General features: G+C 67.6%; 22 protein-coding genes and 1 pseudogene. 6 read left to right on the plus strand and 17 right to left on the minus strand.

All coding sequences use genetic code 11. The features are described 5' to 3' along the window. The first annotated feature begins 12 nt into the window (after positions 1 to 12). Positions 13 to 1,686 carry a thiamine pyrophosphate-binding protein gene (locus JC881_RS17640; protein WP_198787012.1) on the plus strand — a complete coding sequence of 558 codons (1,674 nt, stop codon included), beginning with the start codon at positions 13 to 15 and terminating at the stop codon, positions 1,684 to 1,686. Between the two features lie 170 nt (positions 1,687 to 1,856). Here JC881_RS17640 and JC881_RS17645 read toward each other — a convergent pair whose 3' ends face one another. Next, positions 1,857 to 2,159, minus strand: coding sequence for a hypothetical protein (locus JC881_RS17645; protein ID WP_198787013.1), 303 nt, complete (start codon positions 2,157 to 2,159; stop codon positions 1,857 to 1,859). A gap of 17 nt (positions 2,160 to 2,176) precedes the next feature. After that, positions 2,177 to 3,412 carry an ammonium transporter gene (locus JC881_RS17650; protein WP_198787014.1) on the minus strand — a complete coding sequence of 412 codons (1,236 nt, stop codon included), beginning with the start codon at positions 3,410 to 3,412 and terminating at the stop codon, positions 2,177 to 2,179. Positions 3,413 to 3,844: 432 nt separating this feature from the next. Between JC881_RS17650 and JC881_RS17655 the strand changes: the two are divergent. Beyond that, a pseudogene (locus tag JC881_RS17655) lies at positions 3,845 to 4,010 on the plus strand (sulfite exporter TauE/SafE family protein); the annotation flags it as partial. A gap of 59 nt (positions 4,011 to 4,069) precedes the next feature. Here JC881_RS17655 and JC881_RS17660 read toward each other — a convergent pair. The 5 genes from JC881_RS17660 to JC881_RS17680 all read right to left on the minus strand — a co-directional run bounded on the left by JC881_RS17660 (position 4,070) and on the right by JC881_RS17680 (position 7,547). Beyond that, the gene (locus tag JC881_RS17660) at positions 4,070 to 5,581 is read right to left on the minus strand and encodes a tripartite tricarboxylate transporter permease (RefSeq protein ID WP_013538814.1); all 1,512 of its coding nucleotides are present in this window, start codon (positions 5,579 to 5,581) and stop codon (positions 4,070 to 4,072) included. Between the two features lie 12 nt (positions 5,582 to 5,593). Beyond that, complete coding sequence (locus tag JC881_RS17665) at positions 5,594 to 6,082, minus strand: tripartite tricarboxylate transporter TctB family protein (protein WP_013538813.1); 489 nt, start codon at positions 6,080 to 6,082, stop codon at positions 5,594 to 5,596. A gap of 250 nt (positions 6,083 to 6,332) precedes the next feature. After that, a complete protein-coding gene (locus tag JC881_RS17670) occupies positions 6,333 to 6,752 on the minus strand; it encodes an RNA recognition motif domain-containing protein (RefSeq protein WP_198787016.1) in 420 nt (139 codons plus the stop codon). Between the two features lie 178 nt (positions 6,753 to 6,930). Further along, the gene (locus JC881_RS17675; protein WP_093053658.1) at positions 6,931 to 7,167 is read right to left on the minus strand and encodes a DUF3820 family protein; all 237 of its coding nucleotides are present in this window, start codon (positions 7,165 to 7,167) and stop codon (positions 6,931 to 6,933) included. 5 nt (positions 7,168 to 7,172) lie between these two features. Next, positions 7,173 to 7,547 (minus strand): translation initiation factor Sui1, encoded by a 375-nt coding sequence (locus tag JC881_RS17680; protein WP_198787017.1) that lies wholly within the window; start codon positions 7,545 to 7,547, stop codon positions 7,173 to 7,175. A gap of 48 nt (positions 7,548 to 7,595) precedes the next feature. On the opposite strand from JC881_RS17680, the gene JC881_RS17685 reads away from it, so the two are divergent. Beyond that, entirely contained in the window at positions 7,596 to 8,870 is a 1,275-nt protein-coding gene (locus tag JC881_RS17685; protein WP_198787018.1) for a DEAD/DEAH box helicase, read from the plus strand. A 10-nt stretch (positions 8,871 to 8,880) separates the two neighbouring features. Here the strand turns inward: JC881_RS17685 and JC881_RS17690 are convergent, their stop codons facing one another. The 10 genes from JC881_RS17690 to argE all read right to left on the minus strand — a co-directional run bounded on the left by JC881_RS17690 (position 8,881) and on the right by argE (position 21,503). Further along, a complete protein-coding gene (locus tag JC881_RS17690) occupies positions 8,881 to 9,201 on the minus strand; it encodes a Dabb family protein (RefSeq protein WP_233101866.1) in 321 nt (106 codons plus the stop codon). A gap of 206 nt (positions 9,202 to 9,407) precedes the next feature. Next, positions 9,408 to 10,574: an acyl-CoA dehydrogenase family protein gene (locus JC881_RS17695; protein WP_198787019.1), complete on the minus strand. Its 1,167-nt coding sequence runs from the start codon at positions 10,572 to 10,574 to the stop codon at positions 9,408 to 9,410. 27 nt (positions 10,575 to 10,601) lie between these two features. Then, positions 10,602 to 11,762 carry an acyl-CoA dehydrogenase family protein gene (locus JC881_RS17700; RefSeq protein WP_198787020.1) on the minus strand — a complete coding sequence of 387 codons (1,161 nt, stop codon included), beginning with the start codon at positions 11,760 to 11,762 and terminating at the stop codon, positions 10,602 to 10,604. A 16-nt stretch (positions 11,763 to 11,778) separates the two neighbouring features. Further along, positions 11,779 to 12,690, minus strand: coding sequence for an SDR family oxidoreductase (locus JC881_RS17705; protein WP_198787021.1), 912 nt, complete (start codon positions 12,688 to 12,690; stop codon positions 11,779 to 11,781). Between the two features lie 11 nt (positions 12,691 to 12,701). Continuing rightward, a complete protein-coding gene (locus JC881_RS17710; RefSeq protein WP_198787022.1) occupies positions 12,702 to 14,663 on the minus strand; it encodes an acetyl/propionyl/methylcrotonyl-CoA carboxylase subunit alpha in 1,962 nt (653 codons plus the stop codon). After that, positions 14,660 to 16,270: an acyl-CoA carboxylase subunit beta gene (locus tag JC881_RS17715; RefSeq protein WP_198787023.1), complete on the minus strand. Its 1,611-nt coding sequence runs from the start codon at positions 16,268 to 16,270 to the stop codon at positions 14,660 to 14,662. The genes JC881_RS17710 and JC881_RS17715 overlap by 4 nt, the downstream gene beginning before the upstream one ends. A 74-nt stretch (positions 16,271 to 16,344) precedes the next feature. Further along, positions 16,345 to 17,121 (minus strand): MHYT domain-containing protein, encoded by a 777-nt coding sequence (locus tag JC881_RS17720; protein ID WP_198787024.1) that lies wholly within the window; start codon positions 17,119 to 17,121, stop codon positions 16,345 to 16,347. 131 nt (positions 17,122 to 17,252) lie between these two features. Then, the gene (locus tag JC881_RS17725) at positions 17,253 to 18,959 is read right to left on the minus strand and encodes a hypothetical protein (RefSeq protein WP_198787025.1); all 1,707 of its coding nucleotides are present in this window, start codon (positions 18,957 to 18,959) and stop codon (positions 17,253 to 17,255) included. Positions 18,960 to 19,081: 122 nt separating this feature from the next. Further along, positions 19,082 to 20,344, minus strand: a complete 1,263-nt coding sequence (locus JC881_RS17730) for a DUF445 domain-containing protein (RefSeq protein WP_233101867.1) — start codon at positions 20,342 to 20,344, stop codon at positions 19,082 to 19,084. Beyond that, positions 20,337 to 21,503 carry an acetylornithine deacetylase gene (gene argE, locus JC881_RS17735; RefSeq protein WP_198787026.1) on the minus strand — a complete coding sequence of 389 codons (1,167 nt, stop codon included), beginning with the start codon at positions 21,501 to 21,503 and terminating at the stop codon, positions 20,337 to 20,339. The genes JC881_RS17730 and argE overlap by 8 nt, the downstream gene beginning before the upstream one ends. 100 nt (positions 21,504 to 21,603) lie before the next feature. On the opposite strand from argE, the gene JC881_RS17740 reads away from it, so the two are divergent. Genes JC881_RS17740 through JC881_RS17750 form a run of 3 tightly spaced genes read left to right on the plus strand, consistent with a single transcriptional unit; the run spans position 21,604 to position 25,149 of the window. After that, positions 21,604 to 22,797: a glycerophosphodiester phosphodiesterase gene (locus tag JC881_RS17740; RefSeq protein ID WP_198787027.1), complete on the plus strand. Its 1,194-nt coding sequence runs from the start codon at positions 21,604 to 21,606 to the stop codon at positions 22,795 to 22,797. Positions 22,798 to 22,852: 55 nt separating this feature from the next. Then, positions 22,853 to 24,058, plus strand: coding sequence for a M20 aminoacylase family protein (locus tag JC881_RS17745; RefSeq protein WP_198787028.1), 1,206 nt, complete (start codon positions 22,853 to 22,855; stop codon positions 24,056 to 24,058). Then, entirely contained in the window at positions 24,055 to 25,149 is a 1,095-nt protein-coding gene (locus tag JC881_RS17750) for a M14 family metallopeptidase (RefSeq protein ID WP_198787029.1), read from the plus strand. The genes JC881_RS17745 and JC881_RS17750 overlap by 4 nt, the downstream gene beginning before the upstream one ends. Positions 25,150 to 25,210: the final 61 nt, after the last annotated feature.

The following is a 25,210-nucleotide window of genomic DNA, read 5'->3' on the forward strand; positions in this document are numbered from 1 at the left end:
ACTGGAACCCACATGACTTCCTCCCGCACCGGCGGCCAGATCCTGGTCGACCAGCTCATCACCCACGGCGTCAAGCAGCTCTTCTGCGTGCCCGGCGAAAGCTTCCTGGCCGTGCTCGACGCGCTGCACGATGCATCGATCGACGTGACGGTGTGCCGGCAGGAGGGCGGCGCCACGATGATGGCCGAGGCGCAGGGCAAGCTCACGGGCAAGCCGGGCGTCTGCTTCGTCACGCGCGGCCCCGGCGCCACCAACGCGGCGGCGGGCGTGCACATCGCGCACCAGGACTCGACGCCGCTCCTGCTGTTCGTCGGCCAGGTCGCGCGCGACGCGATGGGCCGCGAAGCCTTCCAGGAGCTGGACTACAGCGCGGTGTTCGGCACGATGGCCAAGTGGGTCGTGCAGATCGACGACCCGGCGCGCGTGCCCGAACTCGTCTCGCGCGCTTTCCATGTCGCGACCTCGGGCCGGCCCGGTCCGGTGGTGATCGCGCTGCCGGAAGACATGCTGACCGAAGCCGCCGTGGTGGCCGATGCGTTGCCCTATGCCGTGACCGAAACCCATCCCGGCGCGGCACAACTGGCCGAGCTGCAGCAGCGCCTGTCGCAAGCGCAACGGCCCGTCGTCATCCTGGGCGGCAGCCGCTGGTCCGAAGCCGCGACGCAGCAGTTCGCGCAGTTCGCCGAGGCCTATGCGCTGCCCGTCTACTGCTCGTTCCGCCGCCAGATGCTGATGTCCGCCGAGCACCCCTGCTACGCGGGCGACCTGGGGCTCGGCGCGAACCCGCGCATGCTGGCGCGCGTCAGCGATGCGGACCTCGTGCTGCTGGTGGGCGGGCGTCTGTCGGAAGTGCCGTCGCAGGGCTATGAGCTGTTCGCGATCCCGCAACCGAAGCAGGCGCTGGTGCATGTGCACGCGGATGCCGACGAGCTCGGCAAGCTCTACCGCCCGGCGCAGGGCATTCATGCCACGCCGCAGGCCTTCGCTGAAGCCGTGTCCACGCTGCGCCCCGCGTCACCGCCCGCGTGGCAGGCCGAGACGAAGACCGCGCGCGAAGAGTTTCTGCGCTGGAGCGACCCGGCGCCCATCCGCATTCCCGGTCCGCTGCAGATGGGCGAGGTCATGCAGCACCTGCGCGAGGTGCTGCCGGCCGACACCATCTTCTGCAACGGTGCGGGCAACTTCGCGACCTGGGTGCACCGCTTCTGGCCGTTCCGCGCGTTCGCGAGCCAGCTCGCGCCCACCAGCGGTTCGATGGGCTACGGCCTGCCGGCCGGCGTTGGCGCCAAGCGCCTGTGGCCCGAACGCGAGGTGGTCGTGTTCGCGGGCGACGGCGATTTCATGATGCATGGCCAGGAGTTCGCGACCGCCGTGCAGTACGGCCTGCCGATCCTCGTGGTGCTGCTGGACAACGGCATGTACGGCACGATCCGCATGCACCAGGAAAAGCACTACCCCGGCCGCATCAGCGCCACGCAGTTGAAGAACCCCGACTTCCGCGGCTACGCCGAGGTGTTCGGCGGCCACGGCGAGCGCGTGACCACGACGGAAGAATTCGGCCCCGCACTCGCGCGTGCACGGGCCAGCGGCAAGCCGGCGATCCTGCACTGCCTGCTGGACCCCGAGGCGATCACGCCGGCCAGCACGCTGCAGTCGATTCGCAAGGCCGCGCTGGCCGCGAACTGAGGCGTCATCAGAGCGGTCGTTATCGGCCGCTCATTGGCAGCGCCCACCAGTGCGCAGGGCATCGGGTGCTCCCCGCAGCGAAATAAAGGGGGAGGGCGAAGCCCGGAGGACATTCGCGGAGGGGAGCACCCGGTGGCCTGTGCACCCGCCCTGAACGCCAACTAAAAACGTCAGCGCAACCCGCCGACATAGCGAGGCGGCGGCGTAGGCGGCGTCCCATCGGGTTGCCGCGCCGCGAGCCGCGCCGCCCGAGCAAGAGGCTCCATCGCCAGCTCCAGCCGCGTCGCGAGCTGGTCGAGCTCCTCGTCCTTGGTCTCGGCGGCATGCAAGCGCGTCATGCGCACGATCTCGGCGGCGTACTCGGCATTGGTGGCCATCCATTCGGTGTCGGTCACGCGCCCGTGCTTTCGCCGCAGTGCCACGTGAAGGCGGGCTGCAAGCGCGATGCGTTCGCTTTCGGACATGGATGGCATGGCGTCTCCCTCGGTGGTCAGGCTCCCAGGTGTTCACGGTGCTGAGCAAGATCGAGGCCCAGCTGTTCGCTTTCGGGGTCGACGCGCAACCCGACCAGCACGTGCACCAGGAACAGCACGATCGCCGTCCCCGCCGCGCTGTAGATCGCCACGCTGCCGACCGCGATCGCCTGCGTCAGCACATTGCCCGCCGCGCCCGAGATGCGTGCATCGGCGAACACGCCCGTGAGGAGCGCCCCCACGATGCCGCCGATGCCGTGCACGCCGAACACGTCGAGCGAATCGTCCGCGCCGAGCATGTGCTTCAGGCCCGTGGCGCCCCAGTAGCAGGCCAGGCCCGCGATGGCGCCGATGGCCAGCGCCGAGAGCGGCGTGACGAAGCCGGCGGCCGGCGTGATCGCCACCAGCCCCGCCACGAGGCCCGAGCACAGGCCCAGGAGCGAAGGGCTGCGCCGCACGATCCACTCGCCGATCATCCAGCTCATCGCGCCGGCCGCGGCAGCGATGTGCGTGACCAGCATCGCCAGGCCCGCGCGCCCGTCGGCTGCCACCGCCGAGCCCGCATTGAAGCCGAACCAGCCGACCCAGAGGAGGCCCGCGCCCATCATCGTCATGGCCAGGCTGTAGGGCTCGAAGGCCTCGCGCCCGTAGCCCTTGCGCGGGCCGAGCGCATAGGCGCACACCAGCCCCGCGATGCCCGCGTTGACGTGCACGACCGAGCCGCCCGCGAAATCGAGCGCGCCCATCTGCGCGAGCCAGCCGCCCGGCTCCCACACCCAGTGCGCGATGGGCGCATACACCAGCACGCTCCACAGCAGCGCGAACCACAGCACCGCCGAGAAGCGCATGCGCTCGACGAAGGCGCCCAGCACCAGCGCGGTCGTGATGATCGCGAAGGTCAGCTGGAACATCGCATAGACCGATTCGGGCACGTTGGGCGCGATGTGGCTCACGGCGACCTGCCCGGCTTCCTTCAGGTACTCGAAGCCCGAGAACCAGAAGCGCCCGGTGCCGCCGAGCCACGGCCAGCCGGCGGTGAAGGCCAGCGAATAGCCCAGCGCGAACCAGGTGAGCGAGACCGCCGCGGCGATCGCCACGACGGCCGCCATGGTGGCCAGCACGTTCTTGCGCCGCACCATCCCGGCGTAGAAGAGCGCGATGCCGGGCAGCGTCATCAGCAGCACGAGGGCGGTCGAGGTCATCATCCAGGCGGTGTCGGCCGCGTTGATGGAGGCTTGCGGGACCAAGGCCATGGCGGTGCGCTTCTTCGAGTTGTAGGGTGTGGCCTTACGTGCACGAGTCGTGCCACGTCGTTAACTACCAGAAACACTTTGGTTTGCGAATCGGCCGTTCGCAGTAAGGCAAAGCGGGTAATTCCCAATGCACTGGTGCGGTGCAGCACATAAAGTCTGCGCACTCGCGAACGGGCCCTGCTCGTGCTGCCGAGGGTCCGAGGAGACAATTTCCCCTTCAAAAAGAAAAATCCTTCAAGGCTCCGTACGAGATGCCGGTTTGAACTTGAAAGGCGCCGCTGGTCGGCGCCTTTTTTATGCCCGCGCGAAGGGCGTTGGCAGGTTTTTTCTTCTGATCAAATCTCCTGGGTCGCCCATATACCGCGGTACTTCATTGCTAGCTTTTCAGTAGCAATCTGGGTCAAGCAATCTCCTCATTGCAATGCGGTAACTATGGGCACCTTGCTGCTCGCGGGATTTGTCGAATCGATCGACACGGACGCGGATCGATCGTGGAACCGTCGCGCTTTGCATCTTTTCGGGCGCACCACCGGCGACGCTGCCTGGCACCAACAAGAGCGCGTCGATATGGGGCGCGGCCACCGCCGTGGCGTCCTGGAATGAAAAAAGCCCCCGCGCTTTCGTGCAGGGGCTCGTTCAGGGAACGCCGGGACGAGCCTATTCCTCGACGAAGGCCTCTTCGCGCTTGGCCTTGATCGAGGGCAGCAGCACGATGCACAACAGCGCCGCAGCAGCCACCAGCAGCCCCGCCGACAGCGGCCGCGTGACGAACACGCTCCACGCACCCCGCGACAGCAGCAGCGCGCGCCGCAGGTTCTCTTCCATCATCGGCCCGAGGATGAAGCCCAGCAGCAGCGGCGCCGGCTCGGTCTTGAGCTTCAGGAACAGGTAGCCGATGAAGCCGAAGATCGCGACCATCCACACGTCGAAGGTGTTGTTGTTGGTCGAGTACACGCCGATCGCGCAGAAAAGAACGATGGCGGGGAACAGGAACTTGTAGGGCACGGTCAGGAGCTTGATCCACATGCCGATCAGCGGCAGGTTCAGGATGATCAGCATCGCGTTGCCGATCCACATCGAGGCGATCAGGCCCCAGAAGAGCTCAGGGTTGCTGGTCATCACCTGCGGGCCGGGCTGGATGTTGTGGATCGTCATCGCGCCCACCATCAGCGCCATCACGGCGTTGGGCGGAATGCCCAGCGTCAGCAGCGGAATGAACGAGGTCTGCGCACCGGCGTTGTTGGCCGATTCGGGCGAGGCCACGCCGCGGATGTTGCCCTTGCCGAAGGGCACTTCGCCCGGGCGCATCTTGATCTTCTTCTCCAGCGCGTAGGCCGCGAAGGCCGCCAGCAGCGCGCCGCCGCCGGGCAGGATGCCCAGCGCGGAGCCCAGCGCCGTGCCGCGCAGCACCGCGGGCGTCATGCGCTTGAAGTCGTCCTTGGTGGGCCACAGGCCCTTGACCTTGTGCGTGAAGACTTCGCGCTCGTCGTCGGGCTGCGAGAGGTTGCCGATGATCTCGCCGTAGCCGAACACGCCCATGGCGATCACCACGAAGCCGATGCCGTCGGTGAGCTCGGGGATGTCGAAGCTGAAGCGGGCGACGCCCGAATTGACGTCGGTGCCCACGATGCCCAGCAGCAGGCCCAGCACGATCATCGCCACCGCCTTCAGGAGCGAGCCCGAAGCCAGCACGACGGCGCCGATCAGGCCCAGGGTCATCAGCGAGAAGTACTCGGCCGGGCCGAACTTGAAGGCCAGCTCGGTCAGCGGCGGCGCGAAGGCGGCCAGGATCAGCGTGCCGACGCAACCGGCGAAGAACGAGCCCAGGCCCGCGGCCGCGAGTGCGGGGCCTGCGCGGCCCTGTCTGGCCATCTGGTAGCCGTCGATGCAGGTGACCACCGAGGACGATTCGCCCGGCAGGTTCACCAGGATGGCGGTGGTCGAGCCGCCGTACTGCGCGCCGTAGTAGATGCCGGCCAGCATGATCAGCGCCGACACGGGCGGCAGCGCGTAGGTGGCGGGCAGCAGCATCGCGATGGTCGCGACCGGGCCGATGCCCGGCAGCACGCCGATCAGCGTGCCCAGGATGCAGCCCAGGAGGCAGTACAGCAGGTTGGTGAAGGTGAAGGCAACGCCGAAACCGATGGAAAGGTTGTGGATCAGGTCCATGGTGCGTGCTCCTCAGCCCGAGATGAAAGTGGGCCAGACCTGGATCTGGAGCTTGAGCGCCCAGATGAAGGCCACGTAGCTGCCGGCCGCCAGGATGGTGGAGAGCACCAGCACGTCGCGCAGCTTGAACTGCGTGCCCGCCATGCTGGAAATGATCGTGAGCGCGTAGATCGCGATGATCATGCCCATCGCCGGCAGGCCGATGCTCGGCAGGCCCCCCAGCAGGATGCCGAACGCGAGGTTGGCGCCGAGCACGAAGGCCAGCGGCTTCCAGGCCCATTTGCCGATCTTGTCGCCGTCGGTGGTCTCCACCACCATGGCCTGGAACATGATGACCACCCCGAGGATGGCCAGAAGGATGCCCAGCATGAGCGGGAAGTAACCGGGGCCCATGCGGGCGCCGTTGCCGACGGTGTAGGTGGTGGCGCCTATCGCGAAGGCGCCCCCCACGGTGGTGAACATGACCCCTGAAAAGAAGTCCGCCTGACTCTTGATCTTCATCGCCTCGACCCTCTGTTTTGGAGAGGTGAGGGTCGTCTTGGGCGGCTGACCGTTGGCTGACCGCTCCGGTAAGGACAAATGCTTAGGCCAGGATTAGGGTTCTCCCCGGAGCGACGTTTTTTTCGCCCGCGAAGCCGGTTTTGCGGGCTTCCTGCAACAGAGGAAAAGGAAGGGCCGGAAACGAAAAAAGCTCCCGAAGGAGCTTTTCATTCATTCAGAGAGCCGGAGTTCCCTGACTGTGGATGAGGGCTTAGTAGCCGCCGCGACCACCGCCGCCGCCGCCGTAACCGCCGCCGCCACCGCCGCTACGGCCACCGCCGCCGCCGCCGTAACCGCCGCCGCCGCCACCACCGTAGCCGCCGCCACCACCGCCAGCGCCGCCGCCGTAGCCGCCACCACCGCCGGTGCGGGGGGGACGAGCTTCCATCGGACGAGCTTCGTTCACCGTCAGGGCACGGCCCTGGAGCGAATGGCCGTTCATGGCTTCGATGGCTGCGAGTGCTTCAGCATCCGAACCCATTTCGACGAAGCCGAAGCCCTTCGAACGGCCGGTATCGCGTTCCATCATGACCTTGGCGCTGACGATCGAGCCGAACTCGCCGAAAGCCTGTTCCAGGTCGTTGTCACGCACAGAGTAGGCGAGGTTGCCTACGTAGAGTTTCTTGCCCATGGAGGGACTCCTAATTCAAACCAACAAAACAAAGCGATGGAGTCCCAGAATCACAACAAACAAGTGCGCTGTGGCGCGAAACTGACCGATCACCGAATTACGTGCACGGGAGACAAGCTCACAGACACGTGGGGGGAATTATCCCGGTCCTTTGCAAAAAAGCGTGGGAAATCGTGTGTTATTGAGAAACATCCCGGCGCGACGGGCGGTTTCGCAACGGTTTGAGCAGGTCCGACAGGCCGTTGTGGTCTATTTCATGCATCAAATGGAGCAGCCGGCCGATTTCTCCTGAGGGAAAACCCTCGCGTGCGAACCAGGTCAGGTAATTTCCGGGCAAGTCGGCGATCAGCGTGCCCTTGTGCTTGCCGAAAGGCATCTCCAGGGTGACGAGGCGCTGCAGGTCTTCGGGTTTCATGCGATTCAGCCTCCCGCGCGCTTGACCGTGTGGCCCTGCTTCACGAGGGCCGCGATCACCAGTTCGCGGTGATCGCCCTGGATCTCGATGATGCCGTCCTTCACCGTGCCGCCCGAGCCGCAGGCTGTTTTCAGCTGCTTGCCCACCGCCGCGAGCGCCGCGGCGTCGAGCGCGAGGCCCTTGATGACCGTCACGCCCTTGCCTTTGCGGCCCTTGGTCTCGTGCGATACACGCACAATGCCGTCAGTGGCCGGCGCGCGCGCCTTCAGTTCCTTGCAGCGGCATTGCGCCATCGGCGCGCCGCAATCGGGGCACATGCGGCCGCCCGCCTCGGTGGAATACACCAGCGCGCTGGCCTGATTGCTTTTCGTCGTCGCCATTCGATCCATCTCTTCTCTATATCCGGGTTTCTCTCTCTGTCTGCTCACATGCCATTCGACTCACTGGGCCTGGCCCCCGCGCTCGTGCAGGCTGCCGCCGAAAGCGGCTATGCCGCGCCGACCGCCATCCAGGCCGCGGCCATTCCCGCAATTTTGCAGGGCCGCGACGTGCGGGGCTCGGCGCAGACCGGCTCCGGCAAGACCGCCGCATTCTCCCTGCCGCTGCTGCAGCGCCTGGCCGCCGAAGCCGTGCAATCGCCGCGCCGCGTGCGCGCACTGGTGCTTGTGCCCACGCGCGAACTCGCGGCGCAGGTCGGCGAGACGATGCGCAGCCTCGCGCAGCACCTGCCCGAACGCCTGAAGATCGCCATCGCCTTCGGCGGCGTTTCGATCAACCCCCAGATGATGAGCCTGCGCGGCGGCGCCGACATCGTCGTCGCCACGCCCGGCCGGCTGCTCGACCTGGTCGAGCACAACGCGCTCAAGCTGGGCGCGGTCTCGATGCTGGTGCTCGACGAGGCCGATCGCCTCTTCGATCTCGGCTTTGCCGAAGAGCTCGGCCGCGTCCTCGCGCTGCTGCCGGCGCAACGACAGAACCTGCTCTTCTCGGCCACATTCCCGCCCGCCATCCAGTCGCTGGCCGACGGCATGCTGCGCGACCCCGCGGTCATCGACGTCAAGGGCGAGCCGGGCACGGAGCCCGCCATCGTGCAGCGCGTGATCGAGGTCGATGCGAACCGCCGCACGCAGCTCCTGCGCCATCTGCTGAAAGAGAACGAGTGGGAGCGCGTGCTGGTGTTCGTGGCCACGCAGCACGCGGCGCAGACCGTGGCCGAAAAGCTCTACAAGAACGGCGTCTACGCGGTGCCCTTCCACGGCGACATCGCGCAGGGCACGCGCACCGGCATCCTCGCGCAGTTCAAGGAGAGCCGGTGGGACGTGGTGATCGCCACCGATCTCGCGGCGCGCGGCATCGACATCGCGCAGCTGCCCGTGGTCATCAACTACGACCTGCCGCGCTCGCCCACCGACTACATCCACCGCATCGGCCGCACGGGCCGCGCGGGCGAGAGCGGCCTGGCGATCAGCTTCGTGAGCGCATCGACCGAGGCGCACTTCCGCGTGATCGAAAAGCGCCAGGGCCTGAGCTTGCCGCGCGAGCGCATCGAAGGGTTCGAGCCAACCGAGGCGGCCGTGCCGCTTGTCGACGCATCGGGCACCGGCGGCATCAAGGGCAAGCGGCCGAGCAAGAAGGACAAGCTGCGCGCCGCAGCTCAGGCCGCGCAGGCCGCGCAGCAGGGTGAACCGGAAAAGAACGACTGATCGGCGGCGGTCAATCCGCCGCGTAGTCGACCTGGTGCCGCGCGATCCTGAGGTCGCCCAGTTCCTCGCGCACCTGCAGATGCGCGGGGTGCGTGGCATAGCCGTCGAGCGATGCCTGGCTGTCGAACTCGCTGTAGAGCACCACGTCGCAGGCGTAGGCGATGCGGCTCGAATCGATGCCCACTTCGATGTGCAGCAGCCCGGGAATCTGCCCGCGCAGCGATTCGAACTTGCGCTTGAGCAACTGCGTGGCCTGCGCTTTCTCTTCGGGCGATTCGCCGCGCAGGTCCCACATCACGATGTGCTTGAACATGGTGCGGGGCTCGCTCATTCGGCGGAACCGGGTTTGTCGAAGAGATGGAAAACAAGGATCACGGCGGCTCCGGCTTCATGCGGTCGATGGGGCGCGGAAGCAGCCCCGGTGTGCAGCCGATGGTAAGCAGGCCCCGTGCGAAAGGCCATGCGCCGCATGCCTCGCCGGTGAAGAACAGTTTTCCGCTGGAGAAAATGCGAAGCAAGGCGAGGCGAGGCGGTGCGCTAGAGCCAATCCAGCTGCCGCGCCGCCAGCTCCTTCATGATTTCCTCGGTGCCGCCGCCGATCATCATCACCTTGACCTCCCGATAGACGCGCTCGCTCACCGTGCCGCGCATGAAGCCCATGCCGCCGAGGATCTGCACCGCCTGGTCGGCGCAGAACTGCATGGTCTGCGTCGCGTGGTTCTTGAGCATGCAGACCTGCGCCACCCATTCGGGCGCGTTGATGTGGTCGGCCGATTCGAGCGCATCGCCTTCGGCGCTCACCGCCTCCAGCCACGCCTCGGTGGACGCGATGCGCATCTGCATGTCCACCAGCTTGTGGCGCACGGCCTGGTGTTCGATGAGCGCCGCGCCGAAGGTCTTGCGCTCGCGCGACCAGGCCAGCGCTTCGTCCAGGCACGCCTGCGCGAAGCCTAGCGCGCCGGCCGCGAGGCCGATGCGCTCGCCGTTGAAGTTGCCCATGACCATGCGAAAGCCCGCGCCTTCTTCGCCCAACAGGTAGCGCGCCGGCACGCGCACGTTGTCGAAGTGCAGCGTCGCGGTGTCGGAGCACCACCAGCCCATCTTCGTGAGCCGCGTGCGCGTGAGGCCGGGCGAATCGCCGGGCACCAGCAGCATCGAGATGCCACTCGCGCCGCGACCTTCACCGGTGCGCACGGCGACCGTGATCCAGTCGGCGCGCATGCCCGAGGTGATGAAGGTCTTCTCGCCGTTGAGCACGTAGTGATCGCCGTCGCGCCTTGCGGTTGTGCGAAGTGCCGCGACGTCGGAGCCGCCGTCCGGCTCGGTGATCGCGAGCGCTGCGATCTTCTCGCCGCGCAGCACGGCGGGCACGACCTCTTGGCGCACGTCGTCGCTCGCATGCAGCACCACCGGCGGCAGGCCGATGTTGTGCGAGAACAGGCTCGCGAGCACGCCACCGCTCTTGCCGTGGCGCGCGAGCGCGATCCATGCGGGGAGCTTGAGCGCATACGAAGCCGGCGTGCCGCCGAGCGCTTCGGGATAGCCGAGACCGAGCAGCCCGAGTGCCGCGGCGCGCGTGTAGAGTGCGCGCGGAAATTCGCCCGCGTCGTCCCACGCCTGAACATGCGGCGCGATCTCGCTCTCGGCGAAGCGCCGCACCGTGTCGGCGAGCGCCGCGCGGTCGGCGTGCAGTTCGGGGTCCATGTGTGCCTCAGCCGCGTTCAACCGCGTTCAGCCCCGTGGAGGCCGCTTGGCGATGCCCATCGTCTTTGCGAGGATGCCCAGCATCACCTCGTCCGCGCCGCCGCCGATCGAGCCGAGCCGGCCATCGCGGTACAGGCGCGCCACGCGGTTCTCCAGCGTGAAGCCCATGCCGCCCCAGAACTGCAGGCACGTGTCGGACACCTGCCGCGTGAGGCGCCCGGTCTTGAGCTTGGCCATCGAGGCGAGTTCGAGCACATCCTCGCCCTGCACATGCAGGTCGCAGGCGCGGTAGGTGAGGGCGCGCAGCGCTTCCACCTCGGTCTTCAGTTCGGCCAGCTTGAACTGCACCCACTGCTGGTCGGCCAGCGTGCCGCCGAACATGTGGCGCTGCTGCGCCCATTCGATGGTCTGCGCGATGCAGTCTTCCATCGGTTCGAGCGAACTGGCCGCGGCCCAGAGGCGCTCTTCCTGGAACTGCTGCATCTGGTAGATGAAGCCCTGGCCTTCCTCGCCGATGCGGTAGCGCTGCGGCACGCGCACGTTGTCGAAGTAGATGAGCCCCGTGTCGCTCGAGTTCATGCCGATCTTGCGGATCTTCCTGGCCTTCTCGATGCCCGGCAGGTTCATCGGCACCATCACGAGCGACTTGTTGCGGTGCACCGGGCCGTCGCTGGTGTTGACCAGCATGCACATCCAGTCGGCCTGCAGGCTGTTGGTGATCCACATCTTCTGGCCGCTGATGAGGTAGTCGTCCCCGTCCTTGCGCGCGTGGCTCTTCAGGCCCGCGACGTCGCTGCCCGCGCCGGGCTCGCTCACGCCGATGCAGCCGACCATGTCGCCCGCGATGGCGGGCGCAAGGAATTCGCGGCGCAACTCGTCGCTGCCGAAACGCGCGAGCGCGGGCGTGCACATGTCGGTCTGCACGCCGATGGCCATCGGCACGCCGCCGCAGCTCACGTGGCCGAGCGCCTCGGCCATCGCCATCGCATATGAATAGTCGAGGCCGCCGCCGCCGAAGGCTTCGGGCTTGTTCAGGCCCAGCATGCCCAGGTTGCCGAGCTTCTTGAAGACCTCGTGCGCGGGGAAGATCTCGGCCTCTTCCCATGCGTCGACGTGCGGGTTGATCTCCTCGTCGATGAAGCGGCGCAGCGTCTTCTGGATCTCGAGGTGTTCGTGGGTGTACTGCATGTCGCCTTGTCTCCGGTCAGTCGTTCGTTTCTTTGTCCTGGAACACGCGCGGCGTCTGCGCGAGGTGAAAGCCCTCGAAGGGCCGCACCGCGGGGCGCTGCTGCGCGGCTGCATCGGGCAGCGCCATCGGCCAGCCCATGCGCACCTGCGGCCGCGCGCCGTCCACGCGCAACACGCTGCCGCTGATGAAGCTCGCCGCGGGGCTCAACAAAAAGGCGATGGCCGCGGAGGTCTCGGCCTCGTTGCCGAAGCGGCCCGCGGGCACGGTCTTGCGCATGGCGCGCAGCATGTCGCCGGCCTCGGGCGGGTAGTGATCCATGCCGCTCGAGGCGATGTAGCCCGGCGCCACGGCGTTCACGCGCACGCCGCTCGCGGCCCATTCGAGCGCTGCGGTCTCGGTGAAGCTCACCATGCCCGCGCGCGCCGCGCCGCTGTGGCCCATGTGGGGCATCGAGCCCCACATGTCGGCCACGATGTTGACGATGGCGCCGCCGTGGGCCTGCATGCTCTGCACGAAGCATTCGCGCGCGACAAGGAAGCCGCCCGTTAGGTTGGTGTGGATCACCGCCTCCCAGCCCTTGGCCGATATGGCCGCGAGCGGCGTGATGTACTGGCCGCCAGCGTTGTTGACGAGGCCGTCGATGCGGCCATGTGCCGCGACGACCTCGGCGATCGCGGCACGCACGGCGTCTTCGTGCCGGATGTCGAAGGCCTGCGTGCCGGCCCTGCCGCCGGCCGCTGCGATTTCGCGTTGCACCTGCTGCAGCTTCTCGGCATTGCGGCCGACGAGCACGACCTGCGCGCCGAGCGATGCGAGCTCGTGCGCGGTGCAGCGGCCGATGCCCGATCCGCCGCCGGTGACGACGATCACCTGCCCGTCGAACAGGCCGGGCGAGAACACGGAGCGGTAGTGGGAAGGGGCGTTCATGCGAAAGGCTTTCAGGAAATCGGGACGTCGGTAATCTCCGCGACGACATGGCGCGCAGCCACCTGCGCGCCCACCGCGACATGCAGCGCGGCGACGCGGCCGGCGCGCGGTGCGCAATGCACGTGCTCCATCTTCATCGCTTCGAGCGTGACGAGCGGCTGGCCGGCGGCAACCGTGTCGCCCTCTGCGGCCAGCAGCGCGATGACGCGGCCGTTCATCGAGGCGCGCAGCAGGCCGTCGCCGCCCGTGGCACCAACGCGGGGTACTGCCACGTGCGTGAGATCTTCGAGTTCGAAGGCCTGGCCACGGAAGTGAATCCACAAGCGATTGCAGGCTTCGCGCACCGACATGGCTTGCTCGGAAACGCCACTGCACGAGAAGCGCACGACGCCGTCACCGGGCAGCGCAAGCAGTTCGATGCGCGCAGGCGCGGTTGCATCGAGCGCGACATCGAAATGGCCCGCGCCCCGCGGCGTCACGCGCGCCGCATGCACCTTGCCATTGAGTGCGAAGCGCAGGGCATTGGGCAACGTGTGCGCGAGCGGCGAAGGCCAGCCGCGTTCGCCGAGTTGGAGCAGCAGTGCGGCCAGCAATGCCGCGCGGCCTTCTGTCGCGGTGTCGGGCGCAAGCAGCGCTTCGACGTACTCGGAGATGAAGGCAGTCGTCGCGGCACCTTCGGCAAACACGGCATGCGACAGCGCGCGCTGCAGGAATTGCTGGTTGGTTGCGATGCCGAGCGCCACCGTGTCCTGCAGGCCTGCAATCAGACGATGCCTCGCTTCATCCCGAGTGCGGCCGTGCGACACGATCTTGGCGATCATCGAGTCGTAGAACGGCGGCACCGCGGCGCCATCGCGCAATGCATGCTCGGTGCGCAGCGCCGGCGACGGACGCCACGCGGCGAGCGTGCCGCTCTGCGGCATGAATCCCTGCCGCGGGTCTTCGGCACACAGGCGCACTTCGATCGCATGGCCGCGCATGCGCACGTCCGACTGCGTGAGCGACAGCGGCTCGCCGGCGGCGACGCGCAACTGGAGTTCGACCAGATCGAGCCCCGTCACCGCCTCGGTCACCGGGTGCTCCACCTGCAGCCGCGTGTTCATCTCCATGAACCAGTACTGGCCCTCCGCATCGAGCAAAAATTCGAGCGTGCCCGCGCCTTCGTAGCCAATGGCTTTCGCCGCGGCAACGGCCGTCGCGCCCATGCGTTCGCGCAGGTCGGCGGACACGGCCGGCGAAGGCGATTCCTCGATCACCTTCTGGTGGCGCCGCTGCACCGAGCAGTCGCGCTCACCGAGGTGGATGGCGTTGCCGTGCCGGTCGGCGAACACCTGGATCTCGATGTGGCGCGGCGCGACGATCGCGCGCTCCAGGATCACGGTCGCATCGCCGAAGGCGTTGAGCGCTTCGGACTGCGCGCTCTGCAGCAGTTCGGCAAACGCCGCGGCCGATGGCACGAGTCGCATGCCGCGCCCGCCGCCGCCGGCGGTCGCCTTGATCATCACGGGCCAGCCGATGCGCGCGGCTTCGGCGGCCAGCGTGGCCGGGCGCTGGTCTTCGCCCTGGTAGCCGGGAATGCATGGCACACCGGCCGCCTGCATCAGCCGCTTCGCGCCGGCCTTGTCGCCCATCGCGCGAATGGCTTCGGGCGAAGGGCCGATGAAGACCAGGCCCGCATCGCGGCAAGCCTGTGCGAACCCGGCGTTCTCGGCGAGAAAACCGTAGCCGGGATGCACGGCCTGCGCGCCGCTCGAACGCGCGGCCTCGACGATCGCGGCGATGTTCAGGTAGCTCTGCGCGGGCAGCGATTCGCCGATCCACACGGCCTGGTCGGCTTGCCTTACGTGCTCCGCATCGGCGTCGGCGCTCGAGTAAACCGCCACGGTGCGATGGCCCATCGCGCGCGCGGTGCGCATCACGCGGACGGCGATCTCGCCGCGGTTGGCAATGAGGATCTTGTCGAAGGTGCTCATGGCCGTGCTACTGAAAACTGCATCGCCTGCGGCACGCGCGCATCGGCGTCGCGGCACACCGAGAGCACCTCGGCCAGCACCGCGCGCGTGTCGCGCGGATCGATCACGCCGTCATCGAGCAGCAGCGCGCTGGTGATGAACACGCTCATCTGCCGGTCGAAGCGTTCCACGATCTGCTGCTGCATCGCGTCGATCTTCGCGTGGTCGACCGCGCCCTTGCGCGCCATGCCGGCCTCCATGACGATGGCCATGGTTTTTGCGGCTTGTTCGCCGCCCATCACCGCGGTGCGCGCGTTGGGCCACGAGAAGCAGAAGCGCGGCGCGAAGCCGCGGCCGCACATGCCGTAGTTGCCCGCGCCGTAGGAGGCGCCGCAGTGCAGCGTGATTTGCGGCACGGTCGCGTTGGTCACGGCCTGGATCATCTTGGCGCCGTGCTTGATGATGCCGGCCTCCTCGTGCGCGCGGCCCACCATGTAGCCGGTGATGTTCTGCAGGTAGACGATCGGCGTGCGCGACTGGCAGCAGGCCTGGATGAAGTGCGTGGCCTTGGTCGCGCCGTCGGAATCGATCGGGCCGTTGTTGGTGACGATGCCCACCGCATGCCCTTCGAGCCGGATGTGGCCGCAGACGGTGGCGCTGCCGTAGTGCGCGCTGAATTCGAGGAACTCGGAGCCGTCGGCGATGCGCGCGATGACTTCGCGCATGTCCACCGGCCGACGGCCGTCGCTGGGCATGATGCCCAGCAGGTCTTGGGCGTCGTAGCGCGGCGGCGCGAAGGCGCGCGGCGCTTCGTCGCGCGTCCAGTCGATGCCGCCGAGGATCGCGCGCGCGATGCGGATGGCGTCGCGGTCGTCTTCGGCCAGGTAGTCGCCCAGGCCCGAGATGTGGGTGTGCATCACGGCGCCGCCGAGTTCTTCCTCGGTCGCGATCTCGCCGGTGGCGGCTTTCAGCAGCGGCGGGCCGGCGAGGAAGGCGCGCGTGCGGTCGCGCACCATCACGATGTAGTCCGACAGGCCCGTCTGGTAGGCGCCGCCCGCGGTCGAGGAGCCGTGCGTCACCGTCACCACCGGCAGGCCCGCGGCCGAGAGCCGCGCGAGGTTGCGGAAGATGTTGCCGCCGCGCACGAAGTCCTGCACGCGGTACTGCATGAGGTTGGCGCCGGCGCTTTCGACCAGCTGTACGTAGGGCAGCTTGTTCTCGAGGGCGATCTCCTGCACGCGCAGTTGCTTGTCCAGGCCCATGGGCTGCAGCGCGCCGGCGTCGATGCCCGAATCGGAGGCGCTCACCATGCAGCGCACGCCCGCGACCTGTCCGATGCCGGAGATCAGCCCGCCGCCCGGCACGCTCTTCGAGAGGTCGGGATTGTCATGGCCGAGGCCAGCGAGCGAAGCCAGCGGCAGAAAGGGCGCGCCGGTGTCCAGCAGCAGCGCGATGCGTTCGCGCGGCAGCAGCTGGCCGCGTTGGGCGAATCGCTCGGCCGAGGCGCCCGATGCGGCCGCGGCGCGGGCCTCGTGCGCACGCACTTCGTCCAGCAGCGCGAGCATGGCGGCGCGGTTGGCCTGGAAGGTGTCGCTGGCCGATGGCAGCCGGGATTCGATGACGGGCATGGGGTCTGTGCAGGTCGCTGGTTTTTCGCTCTGCACAGACTTTAGGGACGGGGCCTTCCGCCCGCTTGCGCCAACTAGCTGGTGCGGGGGCGGACGCGCTGCGGCGTCGGCGCGTCGAGGCTGCTGCCGGTGGCCACCCAGTAGATGAAGATCAGCACCGCACCGGCCGTGCCGAACACCGACAGGCCCATGTAGCTGCCGCCGATGGCGAGCGCATCGGTCGGCGCCGCGGCCGTGCAGATCATGCTGGCGGCGGTCATGCCCACGTAGTGCATCGTGCAGACCGCCACGCCCATCACCGCGGCGGCCCCGATCTGGTGGCTGAGCTTTCGCAGGTTGAAGGCCAGCCACAAGGCGGCCGCGGCGGCGGTGATCGCGATCACCACCGACAGCGCGACGGTGCCCGTGTCGAACTCCATCGTGGCGCGCATGTTCATCGCGAACATGCCCATGTAGTGCATCACGCAGACGCCGATGCCGGCCAGCAGGCTGCCTGCCGCCCAGCCGGGTTTGCTGAACTTGCGCCGGCCGCCGGCCAGGTAGAGGGCGATGCCCGAGATCAGGATGGCCGCCACGAGCGACACGATGGTCAGCGGCATGTTGTACGAAATGGCCACCGGCAACCGGTACGCCAGCATGCCGATGAAGTGCATTGACCAGATGCCGATGCCCCCGAGCGCCACCGCGGCGCAGGCCACGAGGGCGAGGTTGGGTTTGCCGTCCGCATTGACCATGCGGCCCGCGCAGATCAGCGCCACCAGCGATCCCGCGAACGAGATGAGGAACGAAAGCGCCACCAGCCCCAAGGAGTACTCGGGCGACAGCAACTGGCCTACGACGAGGGGAGTCATGCGTTTTTCCTTTCAGAGAGAACGCGCAGGAGGCCCCGAAAACCGGATGTGATCGGGACACCGCGCGGCGTCCCGGCCAGTTTGTAATATTTGTTTTTAAAAGTAAATCGAAATCTGTACTTATCGTTACCCTACCTTACAGCGCGAATTCGATATATCGCATTGTTGCGGTCGGCGCTCATGTAAACGGTGCCGTCGCGGCCCACGGCCACGCCCGTGACCACGTAGGGCGGCGGCAGTCCGGGCCCGGGCGCGAGGCCGATCGGCAGGTTGTCGGCGATGGTCCGGCGGGTGCCGCTGGCCGGATCGATCTCCACCAGCCGCTGCGCCGCGCTCTCGGCCACGACGAAAGTGCCCCATGGCGTTTGCGCCACACCCTCGGGCAGCGCGAGGCCGTCGACGATGGTGCGCAGCGGCGCGCTGGCGTCCAGCGGAATGCGCAGCAGCTTGCCGGCGGCCTCGGTGACGTAGAGCGCGCCGTCCTGGCCGATGACCATCTGCACCGGGCCGTTCAGTCCGCTAGCGAGCACTGACTTTTCCGCAAACTTCGGCCCGCTGGCGCGCGTGATGCTGCCGGTGGCGAGCTCGGCGTAGATCACGCTGCCGTCGGGCATGGGGATCGCGTCGAACGGCGCCTTCAGGCCGTGGATGATTTCCACGGTCTTGAGCGTCTGGCGATCGACCAGCTGGACCGTGCCGGTGAACCACGAAGCCAGCGCGAAGCGCGTGGCCGAGAGGCCGACCGCGAAGGGATAGTCGAGTTCCGGTTCGCGCTGCATGCGGAACACGTCGCGCACTTCGCCGGTGCGCACGTCCACCTGCCGGAAGCCGAAGACATCGGCCACCCAGAGGTCGTTGCCGTCGATCTTCAGGCCCGCGGGCACCGCCACCTTGCCGGTGGTGAGAGTGCGCAACTCGCCGGTGGCGGGGTTGAAAGCCTGCACCTCGTTGTTGGCCATGTTCGACACATAGATCGTCCCGTCCGGCGCGATGGCCAGGTTGTCGAGCGAGGGGCGAAGCTGTTTGGCGACCGTCTTGTTACCGGTTGCCAGTTCCACCCGCACCAGTTCGCCGCTGCGCGCATCGACCACCCAGAGGTTGCCCTTGCCATCGAGATTGGCCGCGGCCGGGATCTTGAAGCCGTCCGCGATCACGGTCATGTGGCCGTTGGCCGGATGGATCTTCACGACCTGGCCCTTGAACCACAGCGGCCCGTAGAGCATGCCGTCGGGCCCGACCTCGAAGCCGTTGAAGCCGCCCATGTCCTTCTTGATGAGCCGCGGCGGCTTCTGGCCGGCGCGGTCGATTTCCCAGAGCGCATCGCCCAGGAACACCTGCGAGGCGTAGAGCTTGCCGCTCTTGCGGTCGAAGTCGAGCGAGTTCAGGCCGGGCAGGTCCTTGGCGAGCACGCGCATCGGCGCGGTGTCGCTCTCGCGGTAGCGCAGCACGCCCATGAGGTAGTTGGTCCATGCCAGTTCGCCGTTGGGGCCGACCGCGATGTCGTCGGCCTGGCCTTCGGGCGCGTCGATCAGCACTTTCGCTGCGCCGGTCGTGCGGTCGACCTCCCACAGCGTGTTGCCGAGCACCGAGCCCGCAAGCAGCCGGCCCTTCGCATCGATGGCCAGCCCGTGCACGCCCGAGAACGACGATGGCGGCACCAGCGCCTCGGGCGCGGCCCACGAAGCCGGCCGGGTGGTGAGCGGTGCCGATGGCGGTGAGGGCGTCGGCGCGGGCGCAGGCACGGGCGCGGACGCAGGCGGCGCGACCGTGCTGCAGGCACCCAGCAGGGCGAGCGTGGCGATCAGCGCGGCGGCGGTGCGCAGCGGGTGACGGGGCATGTCTTCTCCTTCTTGTGGATGCGCGCGCAGTCTAGAAGGAGGCGGGGGCGTTGGCGCGGTCTCTCGCGAGACATGCGCACTTTCATCCGCTGCGGATTACCCGAAGCAACGGATCGGCCGGATCAGCCGCGCAGCAGTTGCGTCACGGTGTGGATCGCAAGCCCCACCAGCCCACCCACCAGCGTGCCGTTGATGCGGATGAACTGCAGGTCGCGCCCGATGTGGCGCTCCAGCTCCACCGTCATCTCCTCGGCGTTCCATTCGCCCACGCGCTCCTCGATGTAGCGGCGGATGTCCTCGCGGTAGCGCTCGATGGCCAGCGGCGCGGCCGCCTCGATCTGCTCGTTGATCCAGTGGCGGATCGCCTCGTCGGCCTGCAGCCGCGTGCCCAGCGCGCCGGCCATCGATGCGATGCGCTGGCGGATCGTCGAATCGCTGCGGCGCAGGTCGCCGTCCAGCCACGCGAGCAGCTCGCCCCACAGGCCGTGCAGGTAGTCGCCCAGGGCCGGGTGCGCCATCAGCTCGGCGCGGATCTGCTCGCCACGCTGCTGGAACTCGGGGTCGAGTTTCAACCGCACCACGAAGTCGTCGACGAAGTGGTCGAAGCGCTTGCGCATCGGGTGGTCCGGCTCGGCCGCGAGCTCGCCGATGGTGTGCGCCACGGCGGCCACGATCTTGCGCGTGGCGAGCTTGGCCGCCACCTGGTCCAGGCCCACGTAGCGCAGCGTCTTGATCTCGCGTGCAATCGCTTCGGTGATGTGCGCCTGCACCTCGTCGCCTTCGAGCAGGCCCGCCACCTGCTGCAGCACGTCGTCCAGCAGCGCCTGGTGGCGCCCGCCCGCGGTGAGCGCATCGAGGGCCTGGCCGGTCAGGCGCGAGAGGTCGATCTTCGCCAGGCCCGCGGCGGCGGCGCGGCCCATGAAGTCGCGCACCCGGTCGTCGTCGAAGGCGGTGAGGCCGTAGCGCGTGGCGGCCACGCCCCATTCGCCCAGCTTCTCGCCGCTCGCGGGGCGCGCGAGCCAGTCGGCGATGCGGCTGGCGGTGTCGAACTCGCGCAGCTTCGCGAGCACCTGCGCGGTGCTCAGGAAGTTGTTGCAGATGAAGCCCGCGAGCTTGGCGCCGATGCGGTCCTTGTTGCTCGGGATGATCGCGGTGTGCGGAATCGGCAGGCCCAGCGGATGGCGGAAGAGCGCCACCACCGCGAACCAGTCGGCAATCGCGCCGACCATCGCGGCCTCGGCGAAAGCGGCCACGTAGCCCCAGGCCGGATGCTGCGCGTGCAGCGCGCTGGCCACCGCGTAGAGCAGCGCCGCCGCGCACAGCAGGCCGAGCGCAACGCGCTTCATGCGTTGCAGCGCGGCGCTGCTTGGGTCTTCTTCAGCCAATGGTGTGCGAAGTGGCGAGGCGCTCCATGAACAGCTCGCAGCGCGCGAGTTGTTCGAGGCTCACGAACTCGTCGGGCTGGTGCGCCTGCTCGATGCTGCCCGGGCCGCACACCACCGTGGGGATGCCGGCGTTCTTGAACAGGCCCGCTTCGGTGCCGAAGGCCACCAAGGTGGTGCGGTCCTCGCCCGCCAGGCGCTGCGCGAGCAGCGTGACCGGGTCGCTCGCCGCGCCGAGGAAGCTCGGGATCTCGCAGATCGTCTCGAACCTGAAGCCCGCATCGGGCGCCACCTTCTTCATCGCGGGCTCGATGCTCGCGGCATAGGCCAGCACGTCGGACTGCATGCGCTTGGCGTCGGCGGTGGGCAGGTCGCGGAATTCGTAGCGGAACTCGGCGTCGCGCGGCACCACGTTGTCGGCAATGCCGCCGTGGAACTGGCCCACGCTCGCGGTGCTGAAGGGCACGTCGAAGCCCTCGTAGCGCGGCTCGCTGCGCTCGAAGTCCTCGGCCATGTCGCGCACCTTGCCGATCACGCGCGCTGCCATCTCGATGGCGTTGACCGATTTGGGCGTGAGCGACGAATGCGCCTCCTTGCCCCGCACGCAGCACTTGTAGCGGTACACGCCCTTGTGAGCGATGGCCGGCACCATGCTGGTGGGCTCGCCCACGATGCAGGCCAGCGGCTTGATGCCCGCGTCGCGCATGTCGGCGATCAGCTCCTTCACGCCGAAGCAGCCGATTTCTTCCTCGTAGCTGAAGGCGAAGTGCACCGCGAAAGGGGAGTCGCTTTCAAGAAAACGCTTCGCGTTTGACAGCGCAATCGCGATGAAGCTCTTCATGTCGGCCGAGCCGCGGCCGTACAGGCGCTCGTTCTGCACCACGGCCGAGAGCGGATCGACGCTCCAGTCCTGGCCGTCCCAGGGCACCGTATCGGTGTGCCCCGAAATGATCACCCCGGCCGGCTTGCCCTCGCCCAGCGTGGCGAACAGGTTCGCCTTGGTGCGCTCGGCGTTGTAAGTGATGCGGCTTTTCACGCCGAGGGTGGCGAGGTGGCTCTGCGCGAGGTCGATCAGCTGCAGGTTGCTGTTCTCGCTGACGGTGTTCATGCGCACCAGCGACTGGGCCAGTGCGAGGCTTTGGGGGGAAAGCGTATGGGGCATGCAACAGATTGTCCAAGAAGTCGATGCCCCGCGTCCGCGGTTGTTCCGACTGTCATCCGCAGCGGGTACCCTGCGCCTCTTTTGGATGGAGAAAAAGACCATGCGCACCCTTCAGATCGCACTGACCGCCACCGCCGCCCTGTGCATCGCGGCCTGCGGCAGCACCGGCCCCTCGGGCCCGGCCAAGCTCCTGACGCTGGACGGCAATCCGCCGCTGGTCATTGCCCACCGCGGCGCCTCGGGCTACCTGCCCGAGCAGACGCTGGAGGCCTACACGAAGGCCATCGAGCTGGGCGCCGACGTGATCGAGATGGACCTGGTCTCCACCAAGGACGGCGTGCTCATCGCCCGCCACGACCCCAACCTGGCCATCAGCACCGACGTGGCCAAGCACCCCCGCTTCGCCTCGCGCAAGAAGACCATCAAGGTCGACGGCGAAACCCAGACCGGCTGGTTCAGCAACGACTTCACGCTGGCCGAGATCAAGACGCTGGGCGGCATCTCCACGGACGCCGAGCGCCCGCAGGAATTCAACGGCAAGTTCAAGATCGTGACCTTCCAGGAGATCATCGATTTCGCCAAGGCCAAGTCGAAGGAAACCGGCCGCACCATCGCGATCTACCCGGAGTCGAAGAATCCGACCTATTTCCGCGACCTCGGACTGCCGCTGGAAGACAAGATGATCGCCGCCATCGACGCAGCCGGCTGGAACAGCAAGACCGCGCCGATCTACGTGCAGTCGTTCGAGCCGGGCAGCCTCAAGTACATGAAGGGCAAGGGCCTGAAGACCAAGCTCATCCAGCTGATCGACGGCGACGGCATCGACATGAAGACGGGCGCCATGACCTACGCCATTCCGGTGGACCGCCCCTACGAATGGACCAAGGCCGGCGACAAGCGCAACTTCGACGTCATGGTCACGCCCGCGGGCCTGGCCGAGATCAAGACCTACGCTGACGGCATCGGTCCGTGGAAGCGCTACATCGTGACCATCAAGGGCAGCATCGGCGCGGACGGCAAGCCGATCGACGTGAACAAGGACGGCAAGATCAACGACGCCGACGCCACCTCGGTCTCGCCCACCACGCTGATCGCCGACGCCCACAAGGCGGGCTTGTTCGTGCACCCCTTCACCTTCCGCAACGAGTCGCGCCGCCTGGCCGCCGACTACAACAAGGACGGCAAGAACGAGTACGCGATTTACTACAAGCTCGGCGTGGACGGCGTTTTCACCGACTTCACCGACACCGCGATCGCCGCGCGCGCCGAGTATCTGAAGAGTCTCGGCCGCTGAGGGTTTGCCCGGCACGGTCTTTGCGGCGCACTTCGCAAAGCCTAGACTGTGACCTATGAAACTCATCGATTCGCTCGTCACGCAGGCGGCCGGCATCGCCGCCGTCCGACGTGACCTCCACGCCCACCCCGAACTCTGTTTCCAGGAAGTACGCACCGCCGACGTGGTGGCCGGCAAGCTCACCGAATGGGGCATTCCCATCCACCGGGGCCTGGGCACCACCGGCGTCGTGGGCATCGTCAAGAACGGCACCAGCAACCGCGCCGTGGGCCTTCGCGCCGACATGGACGCACTGCCCGTCACCGAGCTCAACACCTTCGATCACGCCAGCAAGCACCACGGCAAGATGCACGCCTGCGGCCATGATGGCCACACGGCGATGCTGCTCGCAGCCGCCCAGCACCTGGCGAAGAACCGCAATTTCGACGGCACCGTCTACCTGATCTTCCAGCCGGCCGAAGAGGGCGGCGGCGGCGCCCGCGAAATGATCAAGGAAGGGCTCTTCGAGCAGTTCCCGATGGACGCCGTCTTCGGCATGCACAACTGGCCCGGCATGAAGGCCGGCCAGTTCGCCGTGAGCCCCGGCCCGGTGATGGCGTCGGGCAACAAGTTCCACGTCAACGTGATCGGCAAGGGCGGCCACGCGGCGCTCCCGCAGACGGGCATCGACCCGGTGCCGATCGCCTGCGAGATCGTGCAGGCCTTCCAGACCATCCTCACCCGCAAGATGAAGCCGACCGATTCGGCCGTGATCTCGGTCACCACCATCCATGCGGGCGAAACCAACAACGTGATCCCCGACAACTGCGAGCTCTCGGGCACGGTGCGCACCTTCTCGATCGAGGTGCTCGACATGATCGAGGCGAAGATGAAGCAGATCGCCGAGCACATCTGCGCGGCGCACGACGCGACCTGCGACTTCCGCTTCGATCGCTACTACCCGCCCACCGTCAACACCGAGGCCGAGGCCAACTTCGCGCGCGGCGTGATGAGCGGCATCGTCGGCGCGGAGAACGTGCTGAAGCAAGAGGCCGCCATGACCTCCGAGGACTTCGCCTTCATGCTGCAGGCCAAGCCCGGCGCCTATGCCTTCATCGGCAACGGCGACGGCGCGCACCGCGACGTGCACCATGGCGAGGGCCCGTGCACGCTGCACAACGCGAGCTACGACTTCAATGACGACCTGATCCCGCTGGGCGCCACCTGCTGGGTGCAGATCGCCGAGCAGTTCCTGAACAAGCCCGGCGGCAACGTCTCATGATCGGCATCGGCGAGGCCTTTTCGCCGCGCTATGCCCAGGCGCGCCAGAAATTCCTGCAGGGTTGCGTCGCCGCGGGCCTCACCGTGGAGCCGCATGCGCACCCGCTCAAGGGCCGCGACGGCGAAGACCTCTCGATGGACGTGGCGCTCGATGGCGATGCGAACGCCGAGCGCCTGCTGGTCGTCACGAGCGCCTGCCACGGCGTCGAGGGCCATTGCGGCAGCGGCGTGCAGGTGTTCGCGCTGCACGATGCCGAGTGGCGCGACAAGGCCAAGGCGCAGGGCGTGGCGGTGCTCTACGTGCACGCGCTCAACCCGCACGGTTTTTCCTACGGCCGGCGCGTGACGCACGAGAACGTCGACCTGAACCGCAACTTCATCGATTTTTCGCAGCCGGCGCCGGTCAACGAGCCCTACGCCAAGCTGCATCCGCTGCTCTTGCCCGACACCTGGCCGCCCACGCCCGAGAACCAGGCGGCCGTCGAGAAGTGGATCGAGAAGCACGGCGCCACCGCCTACCAGGCGGCGGTCACCAGCGGCCAGTACCAGTTCGACGATGGCCTCTTCTTCGGCGGCAAGGCGCCCACCTGGAGCAACAAGACCATCCGCGGCGTGCTGCGCCGCCATGCGGGCAACGCCAGGCGCATCGCCTGGATCGACCTGCACACGGGGCTCGGCCCCAATGGCCTGGGCGAGCGCATCTACGCAGGCAAGGACGACAAGACCGCCTATGCCCGCGCGAACGCCTGGTGGGGCACGCCCGCGGCGCCCGTCACCTCGATCTACGACGGTTCATCGACATCGGCGCTGCTGCGCGGGCTGATGTGGGACGCCGTCTACGAGGAGTGCCCGAAGGCCGAATACACCGGCATCGCGCTCGAATACGGCACGCTGCCGATCCTGGAAGTGACCGGTGCCCTGCGCGCCGACCACTGGCTGCACAAGCACCCCGATGCGCCGGCCGACCTGGCCGACGGCATTCGCGCGCGGATGGTCGAGGCGTTCTACACGGACACCGATGCCTGGCGCGGGCAGATCGTGAGCCAGGCGCGGCAGGCGATGTTCCAGGCGGTGGATGGGTTGAGCGGCTGAGCGTTCGGGGCGGCGATCACGCCGACGGTGGGCTCTGTTTCGCGAATGTCCCCCGGCTTCG

The sequence above is a fragment of the Variovorax sp. IB41 genome, assembly GCF_016405905.1.
Classification (GTDB): domain Bacteria; phylum Pseudomonadota; class Gammaproteobacteria; order Burkholderiales; family Burkholderiaceae_C; genus Variovorax.